Annotated in this window: 18 protein-coding genes; 5 read left to right on the top strand and 13 right to left on the bottom strand. The window is 72.6% G+C overall.

All coding sequences use genetic code 11. From position 1 onward, the window contains the following. Window positions 1–11: 11 nt before the first annotated feature. The 4 genes from FLW16_RS32560 to FLW16_RS32545 are packed head-to-tail and all read right to left on the bottom strand — an operon-like array spanning window position 12 to window position 3,440. Window positions 12–1,079 carry a nitronate monooxygenase family protein gene (locus FLW16_RS32560; protein WP_260615825.1) on the bottom strand — a complete coding sequence of 356 codons (1,068 nt, stop codon included), beginning with the start codon at window positions 1,077–1,079 and terminating at the stop codon, window positions 12–14. Next, window positions 1,079–1,831: a CoA-transferase subunit beta gene (locus FLW16_RS32555; RefSeq protein ID WP_142563964.1), complete on the bottom strand. Its 753-nt coding sequence runs from the start codon at window positions 1,829–1,831 to the stop codon at window positions 1,079–1,081. The genes FLW16_RS32560 and FLW16_RS32555 overlap by 1 nt, the downstream gene beginning before the upstream one ends. Next, window positions 1,828–2,691, bottom strand: a complete 864-nt coding sequence (locus FLW16_RS32550; RefSeq protein ID WP_142563963.1) for a CoA transferase subunit A — start codon at window positions 2,689–2,691, stop codon at window positions 1,828–1,830. Before FLW16_RS32550 ends, FLW16_RS32555 begins: the two co-directional genes overlap by 4 nt. Next, window positions 2,691–3,440, bottom strand: coding sequence for an enoyl-CoA hydratase family protein (locus tag FLW16_RS32545; protein ID WP_142563962.1), 750 nt, complete (start codon window positions 3,438–3,440; stop codon window positions 2,691–2,693). Before FLW16_RS32545 ends, FLW16_RS32550 begins: the two co-directional genes overlap by 1 nt. 89 nt (window positions 3,441–3,529) lie before the next feature. Between FLW16_RS32545 and FLW16_RS32540 the strand changes: the two genes are divergently transcribed. Next, a complete protein-coding gene (locus FLW16_RS32540) occupies window positions 3,530–4,444 on the top strand; it encodes an SDR family oxidoreductase (protein ID WP_142563961.1) in 915 nt (304 codons plus the stop codon). Here FLW16_RS32540 and FLW16_RS32535 read toward each other — a convergent pair. Beyond that, on the bottom strand, window positions 4,432–5,409 hold the full coding sequence (locus FLW16_RS32535) for a helix-turn-helix transcriptional regulator (RefSeq protein WP_142563960.1): 978 nt from the start codon (window positions 5,407–5,409) through the stop codon (window positions 4,432–4,434). The genes FLW16_RS32540 and FLW16_RS32535 overlap by 13 nt on opposite strands. A 63-nt stretch (window positions 5,410–5,472) precedes the next feature. Between FLW16_RS32535 and FLW16_RS32530 the strand changes: the two genes are divergently transcribed. The 3 genes from FLW16_RS32530 (at window position 5,473) to FLW16_RS44710 (ending at window position 9,062) form a co-directional block, all read left to right on the top strand. Further along, window positions 5,473–6,453, top strand: a complete 981-nt coding sequence (locus FLW16_RS32530) for an aldo/keto reductase (RefSeq protein WP_142563959.1) — start codon at window positions 5,473–5,475, stop codon at window positions 6,451–6,453. Between the two features lie 306 nt (window positions 6,454–6,759). Next, on the top strand, window positions 6,760–8,793 hold the full coding sequence (locus tag FLW16_RS32525; RefSeq protein WP_142563958.1) for a DUF222 domain-containing protein: 2,034 nt from the start codon (window positions 6,760–6,762) through the stop codon (window positions 8,791–8,793). Window positions 8,794–8,828: 35 nt separating this feature from the next. Then, window positions 8,829–9,062 carry an ATP-binding protein gene (locus FLW16_RS44710; protein WP_221891400.1) on the top strand — a complete coding sequence of 78 codons (234 nt, stop codon included), beginning with the start codon at window positions 8,829–8,831 and terminating at the stop codon, window positions 9,060–9,062. Here the strand turns inward: FLW16_RS44710 and FLW16_RS32515 are convergent. Both FLW16_RS32515 and FLW16_RS32510 read right to left on the bottom strand, forming a co-directional pair. Beyond that, window positions 9,047–10,348: a condensation domain-containing protein gene (locus FLW16_RS32515; protein ID WP_142563957.1), complete on the bottom strand. Its 1,302-nt coding sequence runs from the start codon at window positions 10,346–10,348 to the stop codon at window positions 9,047–9,049. The two genes, FLW16_RS44710 and FLW16_RS32515, sit on opposite strands and share 16 nt — an antisense overlap. 202 nt (window positions 10,349–10,550) lie before the next feature. Continuing rightward, the gene (locus FLW16_RS32510; RefSeq protein ID WP_221891399.1) at window positions 10,551–12,125 is read right to left on the bottom strand and encodes a FadD3 family acyl-CoA ligase; all 1,575 of its coding nucleotides are present in this window, start codon (window positions 12,123–12,125) and stop codon (window positions 10,551–10,553) included. Between the two features lie 121 nt (window positions 12,126–12,246). On the opposite strand from FLW16_RS32510, the gene FLW16_RS32505 reads away from it, so the two are divergent. After that, window positions 12,247–13,014 (top strand): SDR family oxidoreductase, encoded by a 768-nt coding sequence (locus FLW16_RS32505; protein ID WP_260615815.1) that lies wholly within the window; start codon window positions 12,247–12,249, stop codon window positions 13,012–13,014. On the opposite strand, the gene FLW16_RS32500 is transcribed toward FLW16_RS32505, so the two are convergent. From FLW16_RS32500 to FLW16_RS32475, 6 genes are read right to left on the bottom strand one after another with little or no spacing between them, the layout of a single operon-like run. Further along, window positions 12,993–13,841, bottom strand: a complete 849-nt coding sequence (locus FLW16_RS32500) for a MaoC/PaaZ C-terminal domain-containing protein (RefSeq protein WP_260615813.1) — start codon at window positions 13,839–13,841, stop codon at window positions 12,993–12,995. The two genes, FLW16_RS32505 and FLW16_RS32500, sit on opposite strands and share 22 nt — an antisense overlap. Continuing rightward, on the bottom strand, window positions 13,838–15,025 hold the full coding sequence (locus tag FLW16_RS32495) for a lipid-transfer protein (RefSeq protein ID WP_142563955.1): 1,188 nt from the start codon (window positions 15,023–15,025) through the stop codon (window positions 13,838–13,840). The genes FLW16_RS32500 and FLW16_RS32495 overlap by 4 nt, the downstream gene beginning before the upstream one ends. Continuing rightward, window positions 15,022–15,447, bottom strand: coding sequence for a MaoC family dehydratase (locus FLW16_RS32490; protein WP_142563954.1), 426 nt, complete (start codon window positions 15,445–15,447; stop codon window positions 15,022–15,024). The genes FLW16_RS32495 and FLW16_RS32490 overlap by 4 nt, the downstream gene beginning before the upstream one ends. After that, entirely contained in the window at window positions 15,444–16,553 is a 1,110-nt protein-coding gene (locus FLW16_RS32485; RefSeq protein ID WP_142563953.1) for an acyl-CoA dehydrogenase family protein, read from the bottom strand. Before FLW16_RS32485 ends, FLW16_RS32490 begins: the two co-directional genes overlap by 4 nt. Continuing rightward, window positions 16,553–17,485 (bottom strand): bifunctional MaoC family dehydratase N-terminal/OB-fold nucleic acid binding domain-containing protein, encoded by a 933-nt coding sequence (locus FLW16_RS32480; protein WP_142563952.1) that lies wholly within the window; start codon window positions 17,483–17,485, stop codon window positions 16,553–16,555. Before FLW16_RS32480 ends, FLW16_RS32485 begins: the two co-directional genes overlap by 1 nt. Further along, complete coding sequence (locus FLW16_RS32475; RefSeq protein ID WP_142563951.1) at window positions 17,485–18,645, bottom strand: acyl-CoA dehydrogenase family protein; 1,161 nt, start codon at window positions 18,643–18,645, stop codon at window positions 17,485–17,487. The genes FLW16_RS32480 and FLW16_RS32475 overlap by 1 nt, the downstream gene beginning before the upstream one ends. Between the last annotated feature and the right edge of the window lie 3 nt (window positions 18,646–18,648).

The following is an 18,648-nucleotide window of genomic DNA, read 5'->3' as shown; positions in this document are numbered from 1 at the left end:
ACTAGACCGGTCTACATAGTTTCGGCAAGATTCCCGCTGAGAGCGCGGACGACCTCGGCGGCCTGGGCCACGATGGAGTCGATCAGCTCCTCACACGTGGGCAGGTCGTCGATGAGCGCGACGACCTGGCCGGACGCCATGACGCCGAGGTCCGGACGGCCGTCCACCATGGCCGCCTTGAGCAGCATCGGGGTGTTGGCCGCCATCAGCACCTGCGACCAGCTCAGCTCCTTGCCGTGCTTCATGGCCAGGCCGTCGCGGACCATGGCGGGCCACGACATGCCGGAGATCCTCTTGAAGCGGGCGGCGTTGCGCACCGCCCGGACCAGGCCCGACACCGTCCCCGACCGCTCCAGCCCGTCCACCAGTTCGGTGCGCAGCACCCGGTGCGGCATGCCGTCGACCTGACGGGTGACGACGGTCTCCGACATGCCGAGATAGGTCCGTTTCACCGCCTCCGGGACCGAGCTGTCCGAGGTCAGCAGGAACCGCGTGCCCATGGCCACGCCCGCCGCGCCGTACGCGAGAGCCGCGGCCAGGCCGCGCCCGTCGAAGAAGCCGCCCGCGGCGATCACCGGGATGTCGACGGCGTCCACGACCTGGGGCAGCAGCAGCGTCGTGGCGACCGCGCCGGTGTGGCCGCCACCCTCACCGCCCTGCACGAGCACGGCGTCGGCGCCCCAGGCGGCGACCTTCTCCGCGTGCCGCCTGGCGCCGACGGACGGGATCACCACGATCCCGGCGTCCTTGAGCTTGGCGATCAGCTCCTGCCGCGGGGCCAGCGCGAACGAGGCCACCTTCACCCGGTTCTTGATCAGCAGGTCGACCCGCTCGCCCGCGTCGCCGGCGTCGGCGCGCAGGTTCACCCCGAACGGCGCGTCCGTGCGCGAGCGCACCTCGTCGATGGCGGCGGCGAGCCGACCGACGGTCATCGTGGCCGAGGCGAGGATGCCGAGGCCGCCCGCGTTCGCCACCGCCGACACCAGCCGGGGGCCGGCCACCCAGCCCATGCCGGTCTGCACGACCGGGTGGCGGACGCCGGTCAGCCGCGTGAGCGGGGTGTCCAGCGTCGGCCCGATCACGCCTTCACCTCCCGGTAGCGCAGTGCCTTGGGGTCGAGCACCTCGCGGATGAGGCGCAGCTCCTCATCGGTGGGCTGACGGGTCTCCGGCACATCGCCCTCCACGACCAGGTCGAAGCCGCCGGCCGCCTGCACCTGCTCGACCTCGACGCCGGGATGCACCGAGACCAGCCGCATCGAGCCGTCGGGGGTGCCGAAGTCGAACACGGCGAGGTCGGTCACCACCCGCCGCAGGTCGTGGAAGCGGGCGGCCTGCGGGCCCAGCTCGGCGGCGCGGTCGTGGCCCACGCCACTGACCACGTCCACCTTCGGCACGAAGACCCGGGTGGACTGCTTGGGGATCCAGTAGCTGGTCGGGTTGCAGATCGTGTTGCCGGGGGCCCCGCGCACGCCGAGGAGCTGCGACTTCGGCTGGGCCCAGTCGCCGATGGCCGAGATGTTCGTGTTGCCGTGCCTGTCGATTTGCGAGGCGCCCATCATCACGTGCCTGCGCCCGTTCTGCACCAGCCACAGGTGCTCGCGGAACGGCAACCAGCCCTCGACCGCCCCTGCCGGCGCACCGAACGGCACCGCCTCGGCGGTCAGCAGCGCGCCGCCGTCCGTGGTCAGCAGGCCGGGCTCGAACGTGAGCCGGGCCAGCCGGGCGCCCAGGATCGAGCAGGTGCCCATCGCCGCCGCCAGGATCTCGCCGTCGCCGCGCCACGCCTCCGCGCAGGCCACGACGCAGATCTCCGCCCGGGTCGCGCTCATCGCCCCTCCTCACGCCACTGCTGCACGGTCTCCTGGTAGGCCGCCTCGTCGCCGGACAGGAACCGGTCCGCGAACACCGCCCACGCCTCCGGGTCGGCCGCCGAGGCGGCGTAGTGCTGCTGGAACATCTCGTCCCGGCCCTGCCTCCCGCGGTTGGAGTGACAGTCTGTGAAGTGGCCGCCGCCGGGGGTCTCGACCACGCCGGTCACATGCATGCGGCTGACCAGCAGCGTCTGCGGCGGGCCGTCCAGCTCGCCGGGCTCGACCATCCGCTCGCAGGACACGAAGCACCGCCCGGCCGCCTTGGCGAACAGGTCGTCCATGTAGGGGTCGGGGCCGAGGTAACGGCCGTTGCCCCGGGTGTCGGCGACGTCCATGTGCACCAGCGCCACGTCCATGGTGAGCGCGGGCACCGCGACGAGTTCCTCCTGGTCCTCGTACGGCGAGCGGACCGTCCGCAGGCCGGGGTTGACCCGCATCACGTCCGAGCCGAGTCCGGCCCGCGTCGGCAGGAACGGCAGCCGGTGCGCCGCCGCGAGCAGGCCGAACATGAACATGCCCTCGTCATACTCGGTGAACTCGACGGCCCCGCGCTGCCGGGCCGCCCGGAAGTGCGGTTCGAGGGCGATCGAGTCGAGCGTCACGAACGGGGCGACGACCCGGCGCACCTTGCCCGCCGCGCAGAGCAGGCCCACATCCGGCCCGCCGTACGACACGATCGTCAGGTCCGTCAGCGCGGAGCGGTAGACGGCCCGCACCAGCGCCATCGGCTTGCGCCGCGATCCCCAGCCGCCGATGCCGATCGTCATGCCGCTCTCCAGCGAGCCGACGATCTCCTCGATCGACATCCGCGCGCCCATCACCGGCCCCCTTCCGCGACGAAGGCGTCCCTGTGCCGGTCGCCGGCGCCCATGAGGTTGAGCTCGAACGTGAAGCCCTGCTCGAACCGGTAGCTGCGCTTGACGTCGACCGGGTCGATGCCGTTGAGCGACTCCTTGGCCCGCCGGATGACGTACGGGTCCTTGGCGGCGATCTGGGCCGCCACCTCCAGCGCCGCGTCGCGCAGGCGCTCCCGGGGCACGACCTCGAGCACCGAGCCGAACGCGTGCAACTCGGCCGCGGTGACGTTTCGGCACGTGTAGACCATCGCGCGCATCAGGTGCTGGGGCACCAGCCTCGCGAGGTGGGTGGCCGCGCCGAGCGCGCCCCGCTCCACTTCGGGCAGGCCGAAGTAGGCGTCGTCGGAGGCCACCACGACGTCGGCGTTGCCGGCCAGCCCCACACCGCCGCCGAGGCAGAAGCCGTGCACGGCCGCGACCACGGGGACCTCGCACTCGTAGACCGCCGCGAACGCCTCGTAGCAGCCGCGGTTGGCGCCCACCAGCGCGTCGAACCCGCCGGCCGCCTGCATCTCCTTGATGTCCACGCCGGCGTTGAACCCGCGGCCCTCGGCCCGCAGCACCACGACGCGGGTCTCCGGGTCACGCCCGGCCTCCCGTACGGCGTCGGCGAGCTCGAACCATCCGCGTACGGTCAGCGCGTTGACCGGCGGGGCGTCCACCACGACCTCGGCGACGCCCTCGCCGTGACGGCTGGTCGAGATTCCCATACGCCACCTTTCCATCTAACATTTGTTAGAAATTACGCTAGCAGAGCGGAACGGCCCAGGCGAGGGCCGGCCTATCGAGGAGTCCGGAGATGATCTGCAGGGATCGAGTCGTGGTCGTGACCGGCGCGGGGCGCGGCCTCGGCCGGGCGCACGCGCTGGAGTTCGCCCGCCAGGGCGCGAAGGTCGTCGTGAACGACCTCGGGGTCAGCCTGTCCGGCGAGGGCGGGTCGGACACCGGATCAGGGGGTCCCGCTCAGGAGGTGGCCGAGGAGATCCGCGCGCTGGGCGGTGAGGCGGTGGCCGACCGGTCCGACATCGCCACCGACGAGGGCGCGCGGCGGCTGGTGGCGGCCGCGATCGAGCGCTTCGGCCGCCTCGACGTGCTGGTCAACAACGCCGGGTTCCTCCGCGACCGGATGCTGGTGAACCTGTCGGAGGAGGAGTGGGACGCGGTGATCCGCGTGCACCTGAAGGGCCACTTCCTGCCGCTCAAGCACGCCGGGCTGCACTGGCGCGCCGAGTCGAAGGCCGGCCGCCCGGTGGACGCGCGGGTGGTCAACACCTCGTCGGGCGCGGGCCTGCTCGGCAGCGTGGGACAGGGCAACTACTCGGCCGCCAAGGCCGGCATCGTGGGCCTGACCCTGGTCGCTGCGGCCGAGCTCGGCCGCTACGGCGTGACCGTCAACGCCATCGCCCCGGCCGCCCGTACGCGGATGACCGAGCAGGTCTTCGCCGAGACGATGGCCGCCCCCGGGGAGGGCGGGTTCGACGCGATGGCCCCGGAGAACGTCTCCCCGCTGGTGGTCTGGCTCGGCTCGGCCGAGTCGAAGGACGTCACCGGCCGGGTCTTCGAGGTCGAGGGCGGCCGGATCTGCGTGATGGAGGGCTTCCGGCACGGCCCGGTCGCCGACAAGGGCGCCCGCTGGGACCCCGCGGAGATCGGGCCGGAGGTGGCGAAGCTGCTCGCCGGCGCCGCCGCGCCCGAGCCCGTCTACGGCGCCTGATCCTCCCCCGCGAGCTGTTCGCCGAGGCCGGTGCGCCGGTAGCGCAACCTGCGGCCGTCCCGTTCGCCGGTCACCAGGCCGGCGTCCCTGAGCGTGGTCAGGTGGTGCGAGGCGGTCGCCGGGGCCAGCCGGAGGGCGGCGGCCACCTCCCCCGTGCTTGACGATTCGGCCAGCAGGACGAGCACGGCCGCGCGGGTCGGGCCGAGCAGGGCGGCCAGCGCCGCCGGCGGCTCGGCCGCCACGGGCCGGTCCCACAGCCGGCCGTGGCCGCGCGGCGCGTACCACAGCGCACGCCCCGACGGGGTGTCTGTCATCGTGTACACGTGCGTGCCGGTGAACCCGGTCGGCAGCAGGGTGAGCGGGTGCCCGTCCAGGCCGAACTCGCCGTCCTTGGCGTACGCCAGCCGCAGCGCCTCGCCGTCCCAGTCGAGGCGCGGGTGGAGGTCCGTCAGCAACGCCCGCGGCCCGCGCTCGGCGGCGAGCAGCCCGCGGCGGGTCAGCTCGCCCTCCGCGAGCGCGCGCAGCCGAGGCCAGCTCGGCGCGATCACCGTTGCGAAGTAGCGCCGGATCTCCCGCACCGTCACGGCCAGCGCACCCGCCGGATCGGTCCAGAACCGCTCGACCTCCGGCGGCGCGCCGTGCCCGGCCCAGGCCCGGTCCACCTCGGACGCGACCCGGTCGAGCGGGGTGGCGGCCACCACCCGCAGTTCCTGCTCCAAGGTCGGGCGAGTGGTGGGCGGTGCCGGGGTGAGGAAGTCCGGCACGTAACCCGTGGGGCCCAGGACCAGCGGGCGGAGTGTGGTCAGGCCCCGCAGCAGCGGCTCGGCCCGGGCCCGCCAGGACGCGGGGACCAGTCGCGCCGAGCGCGAGCGCAGCGCGAGGCAACTGGCCACCACCTCCGCCATCGGGCTGTGCGCGAACCTGAGCCGCAGCAGATCGGCGGGGGCCAACTCGATCCGGATCACCCGTCCATTCGAGCATGCTCGAACGGTTAACGGAGAGCAGCCCCCGGTTCCTACGGTCGCCGCATGGAATACACCCGTTTGGGGCGGACCGGTCTGCTCGTCAGCCGGATCTGCCTCGGCACGATGAACTTCGGCTGGCAGATCGGCGAGACCGAGAGCCACGCGATCCTCGACCGGGCGCACGATGAGGGCGTCAACTTCGTCGACACCGCGAACATGTACGGCCGGGAGACCGGCGACGGCCTGAGCGAGCGGTTCATCGGCCGCTGGTTCGAGAAGACCGGCCACCGGGACCGGATCGTGCTGGCCACGAAGGTGTACGCCCCGATGACCGACTGGCCGAACGACGGCGGACTGTCGGCCCGTCACATCATCGCCGCCTGTGAGGCGTCGCTGCGCCGCCTGGGAACCGACTGGATCGACCTGTACCAGATGCACCACGTGCAGCGGGACACGCCCTGGGAGGAGATCTGGCAGGCCATGGAGACGCTGGTCGCCCAGGGCAAGGTGCGGTACGCCGGATCGTCCAACTTCGCCGGCTGGCACCTCGCCCGCGCGCAGGCGGCGGCCGACCGGAGGAACTTCCTCGGCCTGGTCTCCGAGCAGTGCAAGTACAACCTGCTCACCCGGCACGTCGAGCTGGAGGTGCTGCCCGCCGCGATCGAGCTCGGGATCGGGATCCTGCCCTACTCGCCGCTGCACTTCGGCGCGCTGTCGGGAGCGCTGCGCAAGCAGCGCGAGGGCGCGGGCGGCCGCAGCGTGCTGCACGCCCCCGAGCGGGTCGAGCCGCACCGGGCGGCCATCGAGGGCTACGAGAAGCTCTGCGCCGAGATCGGCGAGGAGCCCACCACGGTCGCGCTCGCCTGGCTGCTGTCGCGGCCCGGGGTGACCGCCCCGGTCATCGGGCCGCGCTCCCCCGGACAGCTCGACCTGCCGCTGACCGCGCTGCGCACCGAGCTGTCAGCCGAGACCCTGACCCGGCTGGACGAGCTGTTCCCGCCCATCGGCAACGGCGGTCCCGGGCCCGAGGCCTGGGCCTGGTGATTCCGAACCCGTGAGCCTCGCCCGGCCGCGCACGGGGGGCGGCGGCCGGGCGACCGTCAACCGCATCCGGCCGGGGCGGGCCATCGGCGGTTCGGGCCATGACCGACCGTTCATCCCCGCCCTGCCCTCGACGCCGTCGCCGACGGCAAATGGAAACGGCATATTGCCGGATTAACCGCATGTAGGGATGCCCATGCCTACTCGAACACCGCCTGCAACTCCAACTAATCCGCTCAGCCGGTTGCTTCCCATAGAGAAGGGGTGAAAGAATTCATACACGTTTTCGAATTAATCGAGGAGGGCGGGATGGATCTGTTCGATCTGGACCCTGATCGCCCTCGTCGTACGAATAAGACGGATGAGGGCTGGTGGGATCAGCTGACGGCCGATTCCCCGCTGTGGTCATCCGAAGGTTCGCTCGCCCGCGAGCATTTTCCGATCCTCGGCGACGCTGCCGGCACCACCGACCACAGCACCGGCAGCAGCACCGACAGCAGCACCGACAGCGGGCTCACGGGCGGCGAGGACACCAGCGACGCGCCCGCCGCCGGTCGGGACAGCCGAGAGAAGGGCCGGTCGTCGTGGGTGCTGGTGGGTTCTCTGCGTGAGTCGGCGCAGGCGTTGGCGTTGGCGCCGTTGCCGGACGATGCGGGCATCTGTCGTGCTGAGGCTGAGGAGTTGCTGTTCGCCCAGGACCGGATCACGTGTGCGTTGGCGGATCGGGTGCGGCGGGTGCATGGTGCAGGGCAGGCCAAGCAGCATGGGCATGCCTCCACCCGCAGCTGGCTGCGCGCCGCCGCGGGGATGAGCGTCGCGGGGGCTGGGCGTCTGCTCACCCTGGCGGTGGAGTTGGCGCGTCTGCCCCGGGTGCGGGAGAAGTTCGCTGAGGGTGGGTTGGCGGCGGGGGTGGTGGAGGCGATCTGCATGGCCACCGCGCAGTTGAGCGACGAGCACGCCGCCTTGGCCGAGCCGATCCTGCTGGAGTTGGCGGGCAAAGGCGGGGCGGCGGAGGTGGCCAAAGCCGGCCGCTACCTACGCGCGGTGCTCGACCCCGACGGGGAAGACCGCGACGAGCAGGCCGACTACGCACGGCGGTTCCTGCGGGTCCGCCCCACCCGAGGCGGAGGCCTGGAGGGAGAGTTCCACCTGCCCCGCGAGGCCGCCGCCCGGTTGCGCGCCCTGCTGGACGCCTACGCCAAACCACGCGCGGAGGGCGACGACCGCCCGCTGCGAGTGCGTAACGCCGACGCGTTCATCGCGCTGCTGGAGCAGAAGATCGCCACCGAACTCCTCGTCCTGGTCAACGCCGAATCCCTCCCCACCGACCCCCAACCCGACCCCGCCGACCCTGACCTCCAACCCGCTGCCCCCGGCAACGACCACCCCGAAGACGCCGAGAAACCCGAGAACGCCGAGGGCGCCGAGGGCGCGGAGGGTGTCGAGGGCGCGGAGGACGGCCTGGACAGCGAGGACACCAGCGCCCCCGGCGACACCGCAAGCGCCGACGACCCCGGCGACGTCGAAGAGAGCAACGTCGAAGACACCAACCCCGGCGACGCCGACAACACCAGCACCCCCGGTGAGATGGGCGACCCCAGCGAGATGGGCGACCCCGGCGACGTGAGCAGCACCGACACCGCACCTGCCCAGGATGAGGGCTTGTCCCATCCTGCCGACTACGGGGAGGCCGGGGCAGATGCCGGTTCACCTTCGCAGACAGCGCGGCCGGATCCTCCTCCCGAGCACGCCGCTGCGCATCACGCCCACGCCGGGCATCGGCCTGCGAGGGACTGCCGGCATGCGCAGGACACGCGTGAGGACCACACCGACGTGCGCGGTGGACGGTCGCCAGCAGGAACGGCGCAGGAAGCGTCACCAGGCGCATTGCCAGGGACGGCGCCGGGAGCATTGCCGGGGGCGGTGTTGGGGACGGTGCCGGGGTTGTTGCTGGCGACCGGGCAGGTGCTGCCAGTTTCCAGCGTGCACCGCCTTGCCCGCACCAGCACCCTGGTGCGGCTGGTGATGGACGCCGAGGGGCAGGTGCTGGACATGGGCCGCAAGGTCCGCCTGGCCACCCCCGCCCAACGACGAGCCATCTACACCCGCTACGCCACCTGCTGGATCGACGGCTGCCCACTACCCGCCACCATGTGCCAGATCGACCACGCCGACAACTGGAGCACCGGCGGCCTGACCAACCTCAAACTGCTCGGACCCGCCTGCCAATTCCACAACCGCGACCGCTACCAGCACCCCGACCGCTACACCCGCCACAAAACCGGCACCGACCGCTGGACCTTCACCTACCAGCCGACCCACACCAGCCGACTGCGGATTTAACAGGCCACTGGTGGCGTGGGCTCGCCGAGGCAGGGATGGTGGGACGCCGAGGCGGCCGGAAACGGCCAGACGGCCGCTCGGCGAAGGCGGCGCCGCCGGTCGCGGCCAGGTCCCGCATGCTCAACCGGCTGCGGTCCGAGCGCGGCAGCGGCCTCGGGCTGTCGATCGTGCGCGCGATCAACGACGCCCATGGCGGCGTGGTCACCGCCACCCCGCGCGAGGAGGGCGGCCTGACCCTCGCCGTCGAGCTGCCTTACGAGAGCGGCTGAGCCGCGCCGACCACGAAGGACTCCAGCCGGTGCAGCAGGGCGGCCATCTCGCCCTCGGGCAGGCGGGTGGTGTCGGCGCTCAACTCCACGCCGAGCGTGCCCTTCCAGCGCATCAGGGCCACGCAGAAGTCGCAGCTGCGCCTGTCCGTGCCGGGGAGCCACTCCAGCTCGGACTCCCCGTCCGCGCGGCCGGCGCCGCCCGGGTCCTCGCCGGGACGCAGGTCGTTGAAGCAGCACGACGGGAACATGGGGACGCCCCGGTCGGCGCTCAGCCGGTCGATCATCGCGTGCAGGGCCAGCGAGTCGAAGCGGGCGCGCCGGTAAGAGGCGAGAACCGCCGGATAGGCGCTCACCAGGGTCTCGGGAAGGCTTCCGCACGGGCCCAGGGTGAACAGTCCCAGCTGGTTCAGGCTGGTGACCAGGTCCCGGGTCCGGTCGCTGAAGCGGTTGTGCACGATCGGGGTGATCGCGCACACCTCGTGCCCGGTCAGCTCGCGCAGCAGCATGGCGACCGCCACCAGCAGAACGGTGGCGGTGCTGACGCCGGTGCGGCGGGCGAGCACCTGTGCGGCGTGGTTGAGCCGGGGCGACGACAGCACGGCCCGCGCGTATCTCGGCGTCGCGCCCGCTCCGACCACTCGCGGGAACATGGCGGACGGCACGGTCCGGAGAAGCGCCTCCCACTGCGCGATCACCCGCTCGGAACGGGCCGACGCCGTCTCCTCATCCCGCACCAGGTCGAGCAACTGCGACGACGGCGGCCGTGTGATCGCCCCGCGGAGCAGCAGCATCCGCAGGTCGCGCACCACGACGTCGGCCGCGCGCCAGTCCGCGACGACGTGGTTGAGCACGAGCGCCACGTGGGTGGCGGCGCCGTCGCAGACCACGAGACCGGCGCGCAGCGGCTGCTCGCCGTCGCCGAAGGATCGACCGGCCAGGCGGTCGACGAGGTCCGCCGCGGCGTCGTCCGCGTCGCCGCGTGCCGCCTCGACCAGCTCGATCGACACGGTCCCGGCCGCCGCCACCTCCTGGTACGGCCCGGCCGCGCCGAGCCGTACCAGGGATCGCAGGGCGTCGTGGCGGCCCATCACCTCGGTCAGGGCGGCCGCCACGACCTGGGGATCGCGCGGGCCGCCCCCGCGCGGGACGGCGAGGAGCCGGGGCACGTTGAAATAGTGCGCGCTGTCCGGCCCCACCTCGTCGATGGCCCGCCATATGTCCCGCTGCCCCCACGCGAGCTCCGCCGTTCCGGCACGATTGCAGGCGAAATCCACAGAAAGCCGCATGGCTCTCCTTCACGGAACGTGGTGCGGGCGGACGTGGGAACGCTCCCATGAAGGCTAGGTATCACCTCCGGACGGGTCAAGATTTTCCTTGGCCGTTTTGGCAGCGCTCCGCATTACCTCTTATATGGGCCCACCGAAAAGGCGGCAGAAAGCACACATGACAAAAAGTGAATTTCAGGAGTGAAGGTTTCCACCCACGCCCCTACAGCAGGTTTGTCCCCAGCGCGGCCTTGTCGACCTTGCCGGTCGCATTGCGCGGCAGACCGTCCACGAGGACGACCTCGCGGGGCACCTTGAAGTTGGCCAGCCGTTCCCTGCAGTACGCCGTCAGCGACTCCGGGGTGACCGCCGCGCCGGGGCGGGGCACGACGTAGGCCCGGCCGACCTCGCCCATCCGGGCGTCCGGCACGCCGATCACCACGGCCTCGGCGACGCCCTCATGAGCGGCGAGCACCTGCTCGATCTCGGCCGGGTACACGTTGAAGCCGCCGACCACGAACATGTCCTTCGACCGGCCGGTGATGGCGAGATAGCCCCGTTCGTCGAGCCGGCCGCGGTCGCCGGTCACCAGCCAGCCGTCGCCGATCGCCGCCGCGGTCGCCGCGTCGTCGTCCAGGTAGCCGACCATCACGTTGTGGCCGCGCACCAGGATCTCGCCGTCCTGGCCCACCGGCACCGGCGCGCCGTCCGGGCCGGTCACCTTCACCTCCACGCCCTCGATCGGACGGCCGGAGGTGGTGGCGACGGTCACGTCGTCGTCCTCCACCGAGCACGCCGTGACCGTGCCGCACGATTCGGTCAGTCCGTACGCGGTGACCACCTGGGGGAACAGCTCGGCCCGCAGGCGGCGTACGAGCGCCACCGGGACGACCGAGGCGCCGGTGACCGCGAGCCGCAGCGACGACAGGTCGTAGCGGGAGCGGCCGGGCGCGTCGAGCATGGAGACGTAGATGGTCGGCGGGCCGGGCAGCACGGTGACCTTCTCGGCCTCGACCAGCCGCATCGTCTCCTCCGGCTCGAACACCGGCTGGAGCACCATCGTGGCGGCCCTGAGCAGGCAGGCGAACACCCCCGCCTTGTAGCCGAAGGTGTGGAACATCGGGTTGACGATCAGGTAGCGGTCGCCGTGACGCAGACCGGTCCGCGCGCTCCACGCGAGGTAGGTGCGGACGTTCTGCCGGTGGGTGCACATCGCGCCCTTGGACCTGCCGGTGGTGCCGGAGGTGAACAGGATGTCGGCCACGTCGTCGGGGCGCACCGCCGCGGCGCGTTCCCTGGCCGTCTCGTCCGGCACGGTCGCGCCCGCCGCGAGGAAGTCGTCCCAGCCCGTCGCGCCCGGCCGGGGACCGTCGTACGCCACCGCCATGGTCAGGGTGGGCAGATCCGGCGTGCCGGAAGCGGTGAGCCCGAGCATGGCGAGGTAGCCCTTGCCGAGGAAGCCGTCCTCGGTGAACAGGACGCGGGCGCGGCTGAGGGCCAGCAGCCAGCGGGCCTCCTCGCCCTTGTATCGGGTGTTGATCGGCACCACGACGGCGTCGGCGCAGAGCGCGCCGAGGGCGGTGACGATCCACCGCGTGCTGTTGGGAGCCCAGATCGCCACCCGCTCCCCCGGCTCAAGGCCGAGCGCGAGGAAGCCGCGGGCCGCCTCGCGCACCCGGGCGTGCAGCTCCGCGTAGGTCAGGCGGGACGTGCCGTCCACCACCGCCTCCGTGCCCGGGAACTCCCGGGCCGCCTGCTCCAGCACTCCCGGGATCGTCAGCGCCTCGTTCTCGGTCATGACCGTCATGGTGGGCCGTCCCGGCCCGGCCCGTCAGGCGTGGTCCCGCTGGCCGGTACCCCTCCCCCACCGGCGGGCGGCGGGCCGTACCCTCCCTGGGTCGCATCGATGGGAGGAAACGGTGAACGTGACGGTGGATTTCGGCGGCCGGGCGGTGCTGGTCACGGGAGGGACCAAGGGCATCGGCTTCGTGATCGCCGAGGCGTTCCTCGCCGCGGGCGCCGGTGTGGTGGTGTGCGGGCGGAACGAGCCGGAGAAGCTGCCCTCGGCGGTCGGCCGGACGGCGCGCTTCGTCGCCGCCGACATCCGCGACCCCGCGGAGGCGGCCCGGCTGGTGGAGCAGACGGTGGACCACCTGGGCCGGCTCGACGTGCTGGTGAACAACGCCGGAGGGTCGCCGAACGCCGACGCGGCGACGGTCTCACCGCGGTTCGTCGAGCGGATCGTGGACCTCAACCTGCTCGCGCCGTTCTACGTGGCCCAGCCGGCCAACCTCGTGATGCGCGAGCAGGAGACCGGCGGGTCGATCGTCAACATCGGCAGCGTCTCCGGCGTGGACCCGCAGCCGGGCACGGCGGCCTACTCGGCGGCCAAGGCCGGGCTGCTCATGCTCACCAGGGCGCTGGCGCTGGAATGGTCGCCGAAGGTACGGGTCAACCACATCACCACCGGCCTCATCAGGACCGATGCCGCCGCCTCCCTGTACGGCGAGGACGGCGGCGCGGCGCTGTCGGAGGTCATCCCGATGCGCAGGCTGGCGGCGCCGCAGGACGTGGCGAACGCCTGCCTCTTCCTGGCGAGCGACCTCGCCTCCTACCTCACCGGGGCCGACATCCCGGTGCACGGCGGAGGCGAGGTCCCGGCCCGCTACCTGGCGACGCGCGGCTGAGCGGCCGGAAACTGAGCCTCGCGGAAGACGGCACGCCCGCCCGTGAGCACGGGCGTGCCGTTCACCGTCACCTCGAAGACCACGGCATCCTCCTCGTCCCACGCACGCAGGTCGAGCCGGTCGCCGGGGAAGACCGGGGCGGCGAACCTGCCCGCCAGCTCGGCCAGGCCGGCCGGGTGCGCGCCCACGGCGTCGGCCAGCGGCAGCGTCACCGCCGCCAGCGTGCACAGGCCGTGCATGAACGGCCTGGGCATCCCGGCCGCCTTCGCCGCCTCCGGGTCGATGTGCATGTGGTGCCGGTCGCCGAGCAGGCGGTAGAGCGCGGCCTGGTTGGGCGAGGTGTCCAGCGTGATCTGGTGAGTGGGCGCGGTCTCCGGCCGTTTGGGGGCGGATGGCCCGCGCTCGCCGCCGAACCCCCCGCAGCCGGGCGCGAACAGCGACCAGGTGGCGAGGAAGAACTCGCTGTCCACCTCGACCTCGAAGACCGCGGCGCCGCCCTTGTCCCAGACCCTGGCGACGCGGGCCCTCATGGTCAGCTCGCCCGCAGGCGGCAGCGGCGCGCGGACCTCCAGCCGCTGGGAGCCGTGCACGGCCGTCCGGGTGTCGAACGCGCCGAGCGAGCCGAGCGCGTCCGGCGCCCACTGGGCCTTGGTCAGCGCGAACGTCGGCAGCACCCGCAGCCGCTCCTCGAAGACGAGGTCGAGGTCGGTGGCCGGGGCGCCGACGGCGAGCGCGTAGAGGATCGCCTCCCGCTCGTCGTAGGCGACCGTGCGCTCGCCGAGGTCGCGACCTGCCCAGTCGGCAGCGTTCATCTCGCCGGTGTTCACCGGTCGGCTCCGAGCACCAGGCCGCTGGTGGGCACCCCGGTGCCCGCCGTCACGATCACGTTGCGCACTCCTTCCGGCTGGTTGACGCTGGTGCCCCGCACCAGGCGGACGGCCTCGGCGATCCCGTTCATGCCGTGCAGGTACGCCTCGCCGAGCTGGCCGCCGTGCGTGTTGAACGGCAGCCGCCCGCCGAGCTCCAGGTTGCCCTCGGCGACGAAGTCCTTGGCCTCGCCGGGGGCGCAGAAGCCCAGCTCCTCCAGCTGCGGCAGCACCAGCGGCGTGAAGTGGTCGTACAGGATCGCCGCGTCCATGTCGGCGGGGCCGAGGCCGCTCTGCGCGTACAGCTGCCGCCCGACCAGTCCCATTTCGGGGATGCCGGTGATGCGGGGACGGTAGTAGCTCGTCATCATGTGCTGGTCGTCGCCCGAGCCCTGGGCCGCGCCGAGGATGACGGCGGGCGGGTGCGGCAGGTCGCGCGCCCGCTCGGCCGAGACCACGACCAGCGCCTGGCCGCCGTCGGTCTCTTGGCAGCAGTCCAGCAGGTGCAGCGGCTCGGCGATCCAGCGCGACGCCTGGTGGTCCTCCAGCGTGATGGGCCGCTGGTAGAACCAGGCCGCCGGGTTGGTCGCGGCGTGCCTGCGGTCGACCACGGCCACCCGGCCGAAGTCCTCGCTGGTCGCGCCGTACTCGTGCATGTAACGGCGGGCGAACATGGCCACCCACTGGGCGGGCGTCGACAGGCCGAACGGGTTGAGCCACGCGTACGCCGCGCTGTCCGCCCCAATGTCGGCCCCCGTCTCGACCGGGCGGTCCGCCTGGCCGAGGCCGTAACGCACACCGGACCGCTCGTTGAACGCCCGGTAGCAGACCACGACGTCGGCGACGCCGGTCGCGACGGCGAGCGCGGCCTGCTGGACGGTGCCGCAGGCCGCGCCGCCGCCGTGCGGGATGCGCGAGAAGAACGTCAGGTCGCCCATGCCGGTGGTGCGGGCGACGTGGATCTCGGCGTTGGTGTCGGCGGTGAACGTCACCATCCCGTCCACGTCGGACGGCTTCAGGCCGGCGTCGGCGATGGTTGCGAGCACGGCCTCGCAGGCGAGCCGGAGCTCGCTGCGGCCGGAGTCCTTGGAGAACTCGGTGGCCCCGATGCCGGCGACGGCCGCCGCGCCGGAAAGCCGGTTCATGTCGCCTCCTTCGAGGGAAGCCGGACGGCGACGGTGCCGGTGACGTGTGCGCCGAGGCCGTTCTCGCCGCGTACGGCGATCTCGATCCGGCGGTCCTCGTCGTGCTTGGCGGTGACCGTGCCGGTCAGCGTCATCGTGTCGCCGGGGTAGTTGGGCACGCCGAGCCTGATCTTGATCGCCTTGACGACGGCGGCTGGGCCCGCCCATTCCGTGACGTACCGGTCGACCAGGCCGTTGGTGGTGAGGATGTTCATGAAGACGTCCTTCGACCCGCGCTCCACCGCGAGCCCGGGGTCGTGGTGGACGTCCTGGTAGTCGCGGCTGGCGATCGCGGCCGCCACGATGAGCGTGCGGGTCAGCGGGATCGGCAGCGCGGGCAGCTCCTCCCCCACCGCCACCTCCTCGTACGTTCGCCGGTTCATCCGGGGATCCTTCCCGCCGCGATCACCGCACCGAGCTTGGCGAGGTCGGCGCTCGGCCCGCCGAGCGTGCCGGAGATCTGCCTGGCCCACAGGAAGTGCCGGTGGACCGGGTAGTCGACGTCGACGCCGATGCCGCCGTGGACGTGCTGCACCCGGTGCGCCACGGTCAGCCCGGCGTCCCCGGCCCACCACTTGGCGACGAGCACGGCCGCCGCGGCGTCCTCGCCTTCCTGCAGGGAGGTGACCGCCTGCCACAGGCACACGCGCATCGCGTCGACGTCGATGTAGCAGTCGGCGAGCTGGTGCTGCGCCGCCTGGAAGGTGCCGAGCGGACGGCCGAACTGCTTGCGCTCGGACAGATAGGTCACGGCGTGCCGGATCGCGCCCTGGGCCACGCCGAGCTGCACGGCCGCAAGCGCGACCGCCGCACGCTCGATCGTCCACGCCATCGCGCCGTCCCCCGGCGCGCCGACCGCCCGCGCCGGGGCGTCGTCCAGGGTGAGGGTGCCGGCGAGGTCGTGCGTCGTGGTCTCCTCGGCCTCCCAGGAGACGCCTTCCGCGTCCGGGGCCACCAGGAACAGGCCCGGCCCTCCCTCTGCCGCCGCCGAGACCAGCACGTGGGCCGCGCCGAACGGCGAGGGGACCACCGCCTTGACGCCGGTCAGCCGCCACCCGTCGCCCTGTCGCCGGGCTGTGCAGCGCGGCGTCCCCGAGTCGGCCGGGCCGAACTCCTCCAGCGCCACCGTGAGCCGGGACGAGCCGTCCGCCGCCGCGGGGAGCATGCTCTCGCGCTGCTCGGGGGTGCCGTGCGCGGCGACCGCGAGCGCGCCGACGGCCGCGGGCCACAGCGGCACCGGGGCGACATGGCGGCCCTGCTCCTCCAGCAGCACGCACAGCGCGCCCAGGCCCAGCCCGGCGCCGCCCGCCTCCTCCGGAAGCGCGATGCCGAGCAGGCCGGCCTTGCCCAGCTCCGCCCACAGCTCCTCGTCCAGGCGGCCCGGCGAGCCCTCCACCTCGCGTACGCGCTCGGTCGTGGCGCGGTCGGCGAAGATCTGGTCCGCCAGGGCACGCACCGCCTCGAGCTCTTCGTCCAGAGTGAAGTCCATCAGTTGTTCTCCTGGGGGCGGAACACCGGAAGTGACAGGTCGGGATCGGCGTCCAGCCAGTCGAGGACGACGGGCATGCCGATCTCGACCTCGCCGGGTTCCACGCCGATCAGATTGGTGATGAGCCGCGTGCCCTCGTCGAGCTCCACGACCGCGACGACCAGCGGATACTCGAACGCCGGGTGTCGGGGGTGGTGGGCGACCACGAAGCTGTAGACCTGCCCGCGGCCCGACGCCTCGGCGACGTCCCACTCGAACGAGCCGCAGTGCGGGCAGCACGGGCCGGGCGGGTGGCGCAGCGTCCCGCACCCGGAGCAGCGCTGGATCACCAGCCGGTGCTCACGCGCCGCCTCGAACCAGAACGCGTTGTCCCGGTTGACCGCGGGCCGCGGCCGCGACGCCTCCGGGGCCCGCTTCTCCGGAGAAGAGGCCTTCGGCCGGAACCTGAGCAGGCGCCAGCGCTGCACGGCGACGACCTCGCCGTCCTGGTCGGTGTAGGTGCGGACCGTGGTGACGAACCGTCCCTCGCCCAGCGCGGTGCTCTTCTCCGGGGAGATCGACTCCACGACCTCCCGTACGCTCACGCGGTCGCCGGCCACGAGCTCCCGGTGGAACTCGAACTCCGAGTCGGTCGCCACCACCGAGGTGTAGCCGTCCTTCTCGAACAGCGCGTTCAGCTCCTCGGCCCCCTGCCCCGCACCCGAGCCTGCCATGCTCGCCGCGTACCCCCGCATCGTCCACGCCTGGGTCATCGACGCGGGGGCGACGATCCCGGGACGGCCGGTCGCTCGGGCGGCGTCGTCGTCCAGGTAAACGGGGTTGCGGTCGCCCATCGCCTCGGCCCAGTGCCGGATCATGGGCACGTTCACCGGGTCGGGCCCCTCCCGCGGCGGGACGATCTCCCGCCCGGCGAAGTCCTCGTAGGCGGTCATCAGCGCCCCGCCCGGGGAAGGCCGAGGCCCTGGGTGGCGACCATGTCCCGCAGGACCTCGTTCACGCCGCCGCCGAAGGTGTTGACGATGCCCTGTCGCGACAGCTGCTCGATCTGCCCGGCGAGTACGGCGCCCGGCGACTCGGGGCGCACGCGCCCGCCCGCGCCGATGATCCCCGACAGCGTGCGCTGCACGTCGATGTGGGTCTCGGTGCCGTACACCTTGGCCGCCCCGGCGTCCGCGCCCGACAGCGTGTCACGCGCGACCGCGTCGGTCATCTTCCAGTTCATCAGCCGCATCGCCTCCAGCCGGGCGTACGCGCGGGCGAGGTCCCGCCGCACCCACGGCAGCTCCATCGCGCCGTTGTCGCGCGCCCAGCCGGCGACCTGCTCCCAGAGCTGGATCATCCGGCCGCCGAGCGCGGCCAGGCCGATGCGCTCGTGGTTGAGCTGGTGGGTGATGATCCGCCAGCCGCCGTCGACCTCGCCGACCACCGCGTCGGCCGGCACCCGTACGCCGCTGTAGTAGGTGGCCGTCACGACCATCCCGCCCACGGCCTGAATGGGGCTCCAGGAGAAGCCGGGCGCGTCCGTCGGCACGATCAGGATCGAGATGCCCTTGTGCTTGGGCGCGTCGGGGTCGGTACGGCAGGCCAGCCACACGTAGTCGGCCGTGTTGGCGCCGCTGGTGAAGATCTTGCTGCCGTCGATGACCCACTCGTCGCCGTCCCTGACCGCCCGGGTGGTGAGGGACGCGAGGTCGGTGCCCGCGCCCGGCTCGGTGTAGCCGATCGCGAAGACCACGTCGCCGGACAGGATGCCGGGCAGATACCGCTTCTTCTGCTCGGGCGACCCATGGCTCATCAGCGTCGGGCCGACCGTGTTGACGGTGACGAACGGGAACGGCAGCCCGGCCCGCTGGACCTCGTCGAAGAACACGTACTGCTCCTCGACCGACCGGCCCTGCCCGCCGTACTCGACCGGCCAGCCGATGCCGAGCCAGCCGTCGGCGCCGAGGCGCCGCACGACCTCACGGAACCGGGCGCCGCCGACGCCCTCCTCGCCGACGCGGCGCCGCTCGTCCTCGGGCAGCAGGCCCGCGAAGTACTCCCTCAGCTCCCGGCGCAGCTCGCGCTGCTCTGGACTCTCCCGCAGATCCATGTC

The sequence above is a fragment of the Microbispora sp. KK1-11 genome (assembly GCF_006874435.1).
Classification (GTDB): Bacteria; Actinomycetota; Actinomycetes; order Streptosporangiales; family Streptosporangiaceae; genus Microbispora; species Microbispora catharanthi.
The sequence above is the reverse complement of the archived record's forward strand: the minus strand, read 5'-3'. Positions and strand labels throughout refer to the sequence as shown.

Coding starts and splice junctions, on each gene's coding strand:
- FLW16_RS32490 (WP_142563954.1), bottom strand. CDS start 15,447: ATGAACCGGCGAACGTACGAGGAGGTGGCGGTGGGGGAGGAGCTGCCC.
- FLW16_RS32515 (WP_142563957.1), bottom strand. CDS start 10,348: ATGCGGCTTTCTGTGGATTTCGCCTGCAATCGTGCCGGAACGGCGGAG.
- FLW16_RS32495 (WP_142563955.1), bottom strand. CDS start 15,025: ATGAACCGGCTTTCCGGCGCGGCGGCCGTCGCCGGCATCGGGGCCACC.
- FLW16_RS32510 (WP_221891399.1), bottom strand. CDS start 12,125: ATGACCGAGAACGAGGCGCTGACGATCCCGGGAGTGCTGGAGCAGGCG.
- FLW16_RS32550 (WP_142563963.1), bottom strand. CDS start 2,691: ATGGGCGCGCGGATGTCGATCGAGGAGATCGTCGGCTCGCTGGAGAGC.
- FLW16_RS32475 (WP_142563951.1), bottom strand. CDS start 18,645: ATGGATCTGCGGGAGAGTCCAGAGCAGCGCGAGCTGCGCCGGGAGCTG.
- FLW16_RS32540 (WP_142563961.1), top strand. CDS start 3,530: ATGATCTGCAGGGATCGAGTCGTGGTCGTGACCGGCGCGGGGCGCGGC.
- FLW16_RS32485 (WP_142563953.1), bottom strand. CDS start 16,553: ATGGACTTCACTCTGGACGAAGAGCTCGAGGCGGTGCGTGCCCTGGCG.
- FLW16_RS32530 (WP_142563959.1), top strand. CDS start 5,473: ATGGAATACACCCGTTTGGGGCGGACCGGTCTGCTCGTCAGCCGGATC.
- FLW16_RS44710 (WP_221891400.1), top strand. CDS start 8,829: ATGGTGGGACGCCGAGGCGGCCGGAAACGGCCAGACGGCCGCTCGGCG.
- FLW16_RS32525 (WP_142563958.1), top strand. CDS start 6,760: ATGGATCTGTTCGATCTGGACCCTGATCGCCCTCGTCGTACGAATAAG.
- FLW16_RS32545 (WP_142563962.1), bottom strand. CDS start 3,440: ATGGGAATCTCGACCAGCCGTCACGGCGAGGGCGTCGCCGAGGTCGTG.
- FLW16_RS32555 (WP_142563964.1), bottom strand. CDS start 1,831: ATGAGCGCGACCCGGGCGGAGATCTGCGTCGTGGCCTGCGCGGAGGCG.
- FLW16_RS32480 (WP_142563952.1), bottom strand. CDS start 17,485: ATGACCGCCTACGAGGACTTCGCCGGGCGGGAGATCGTCCCGCCGCGG.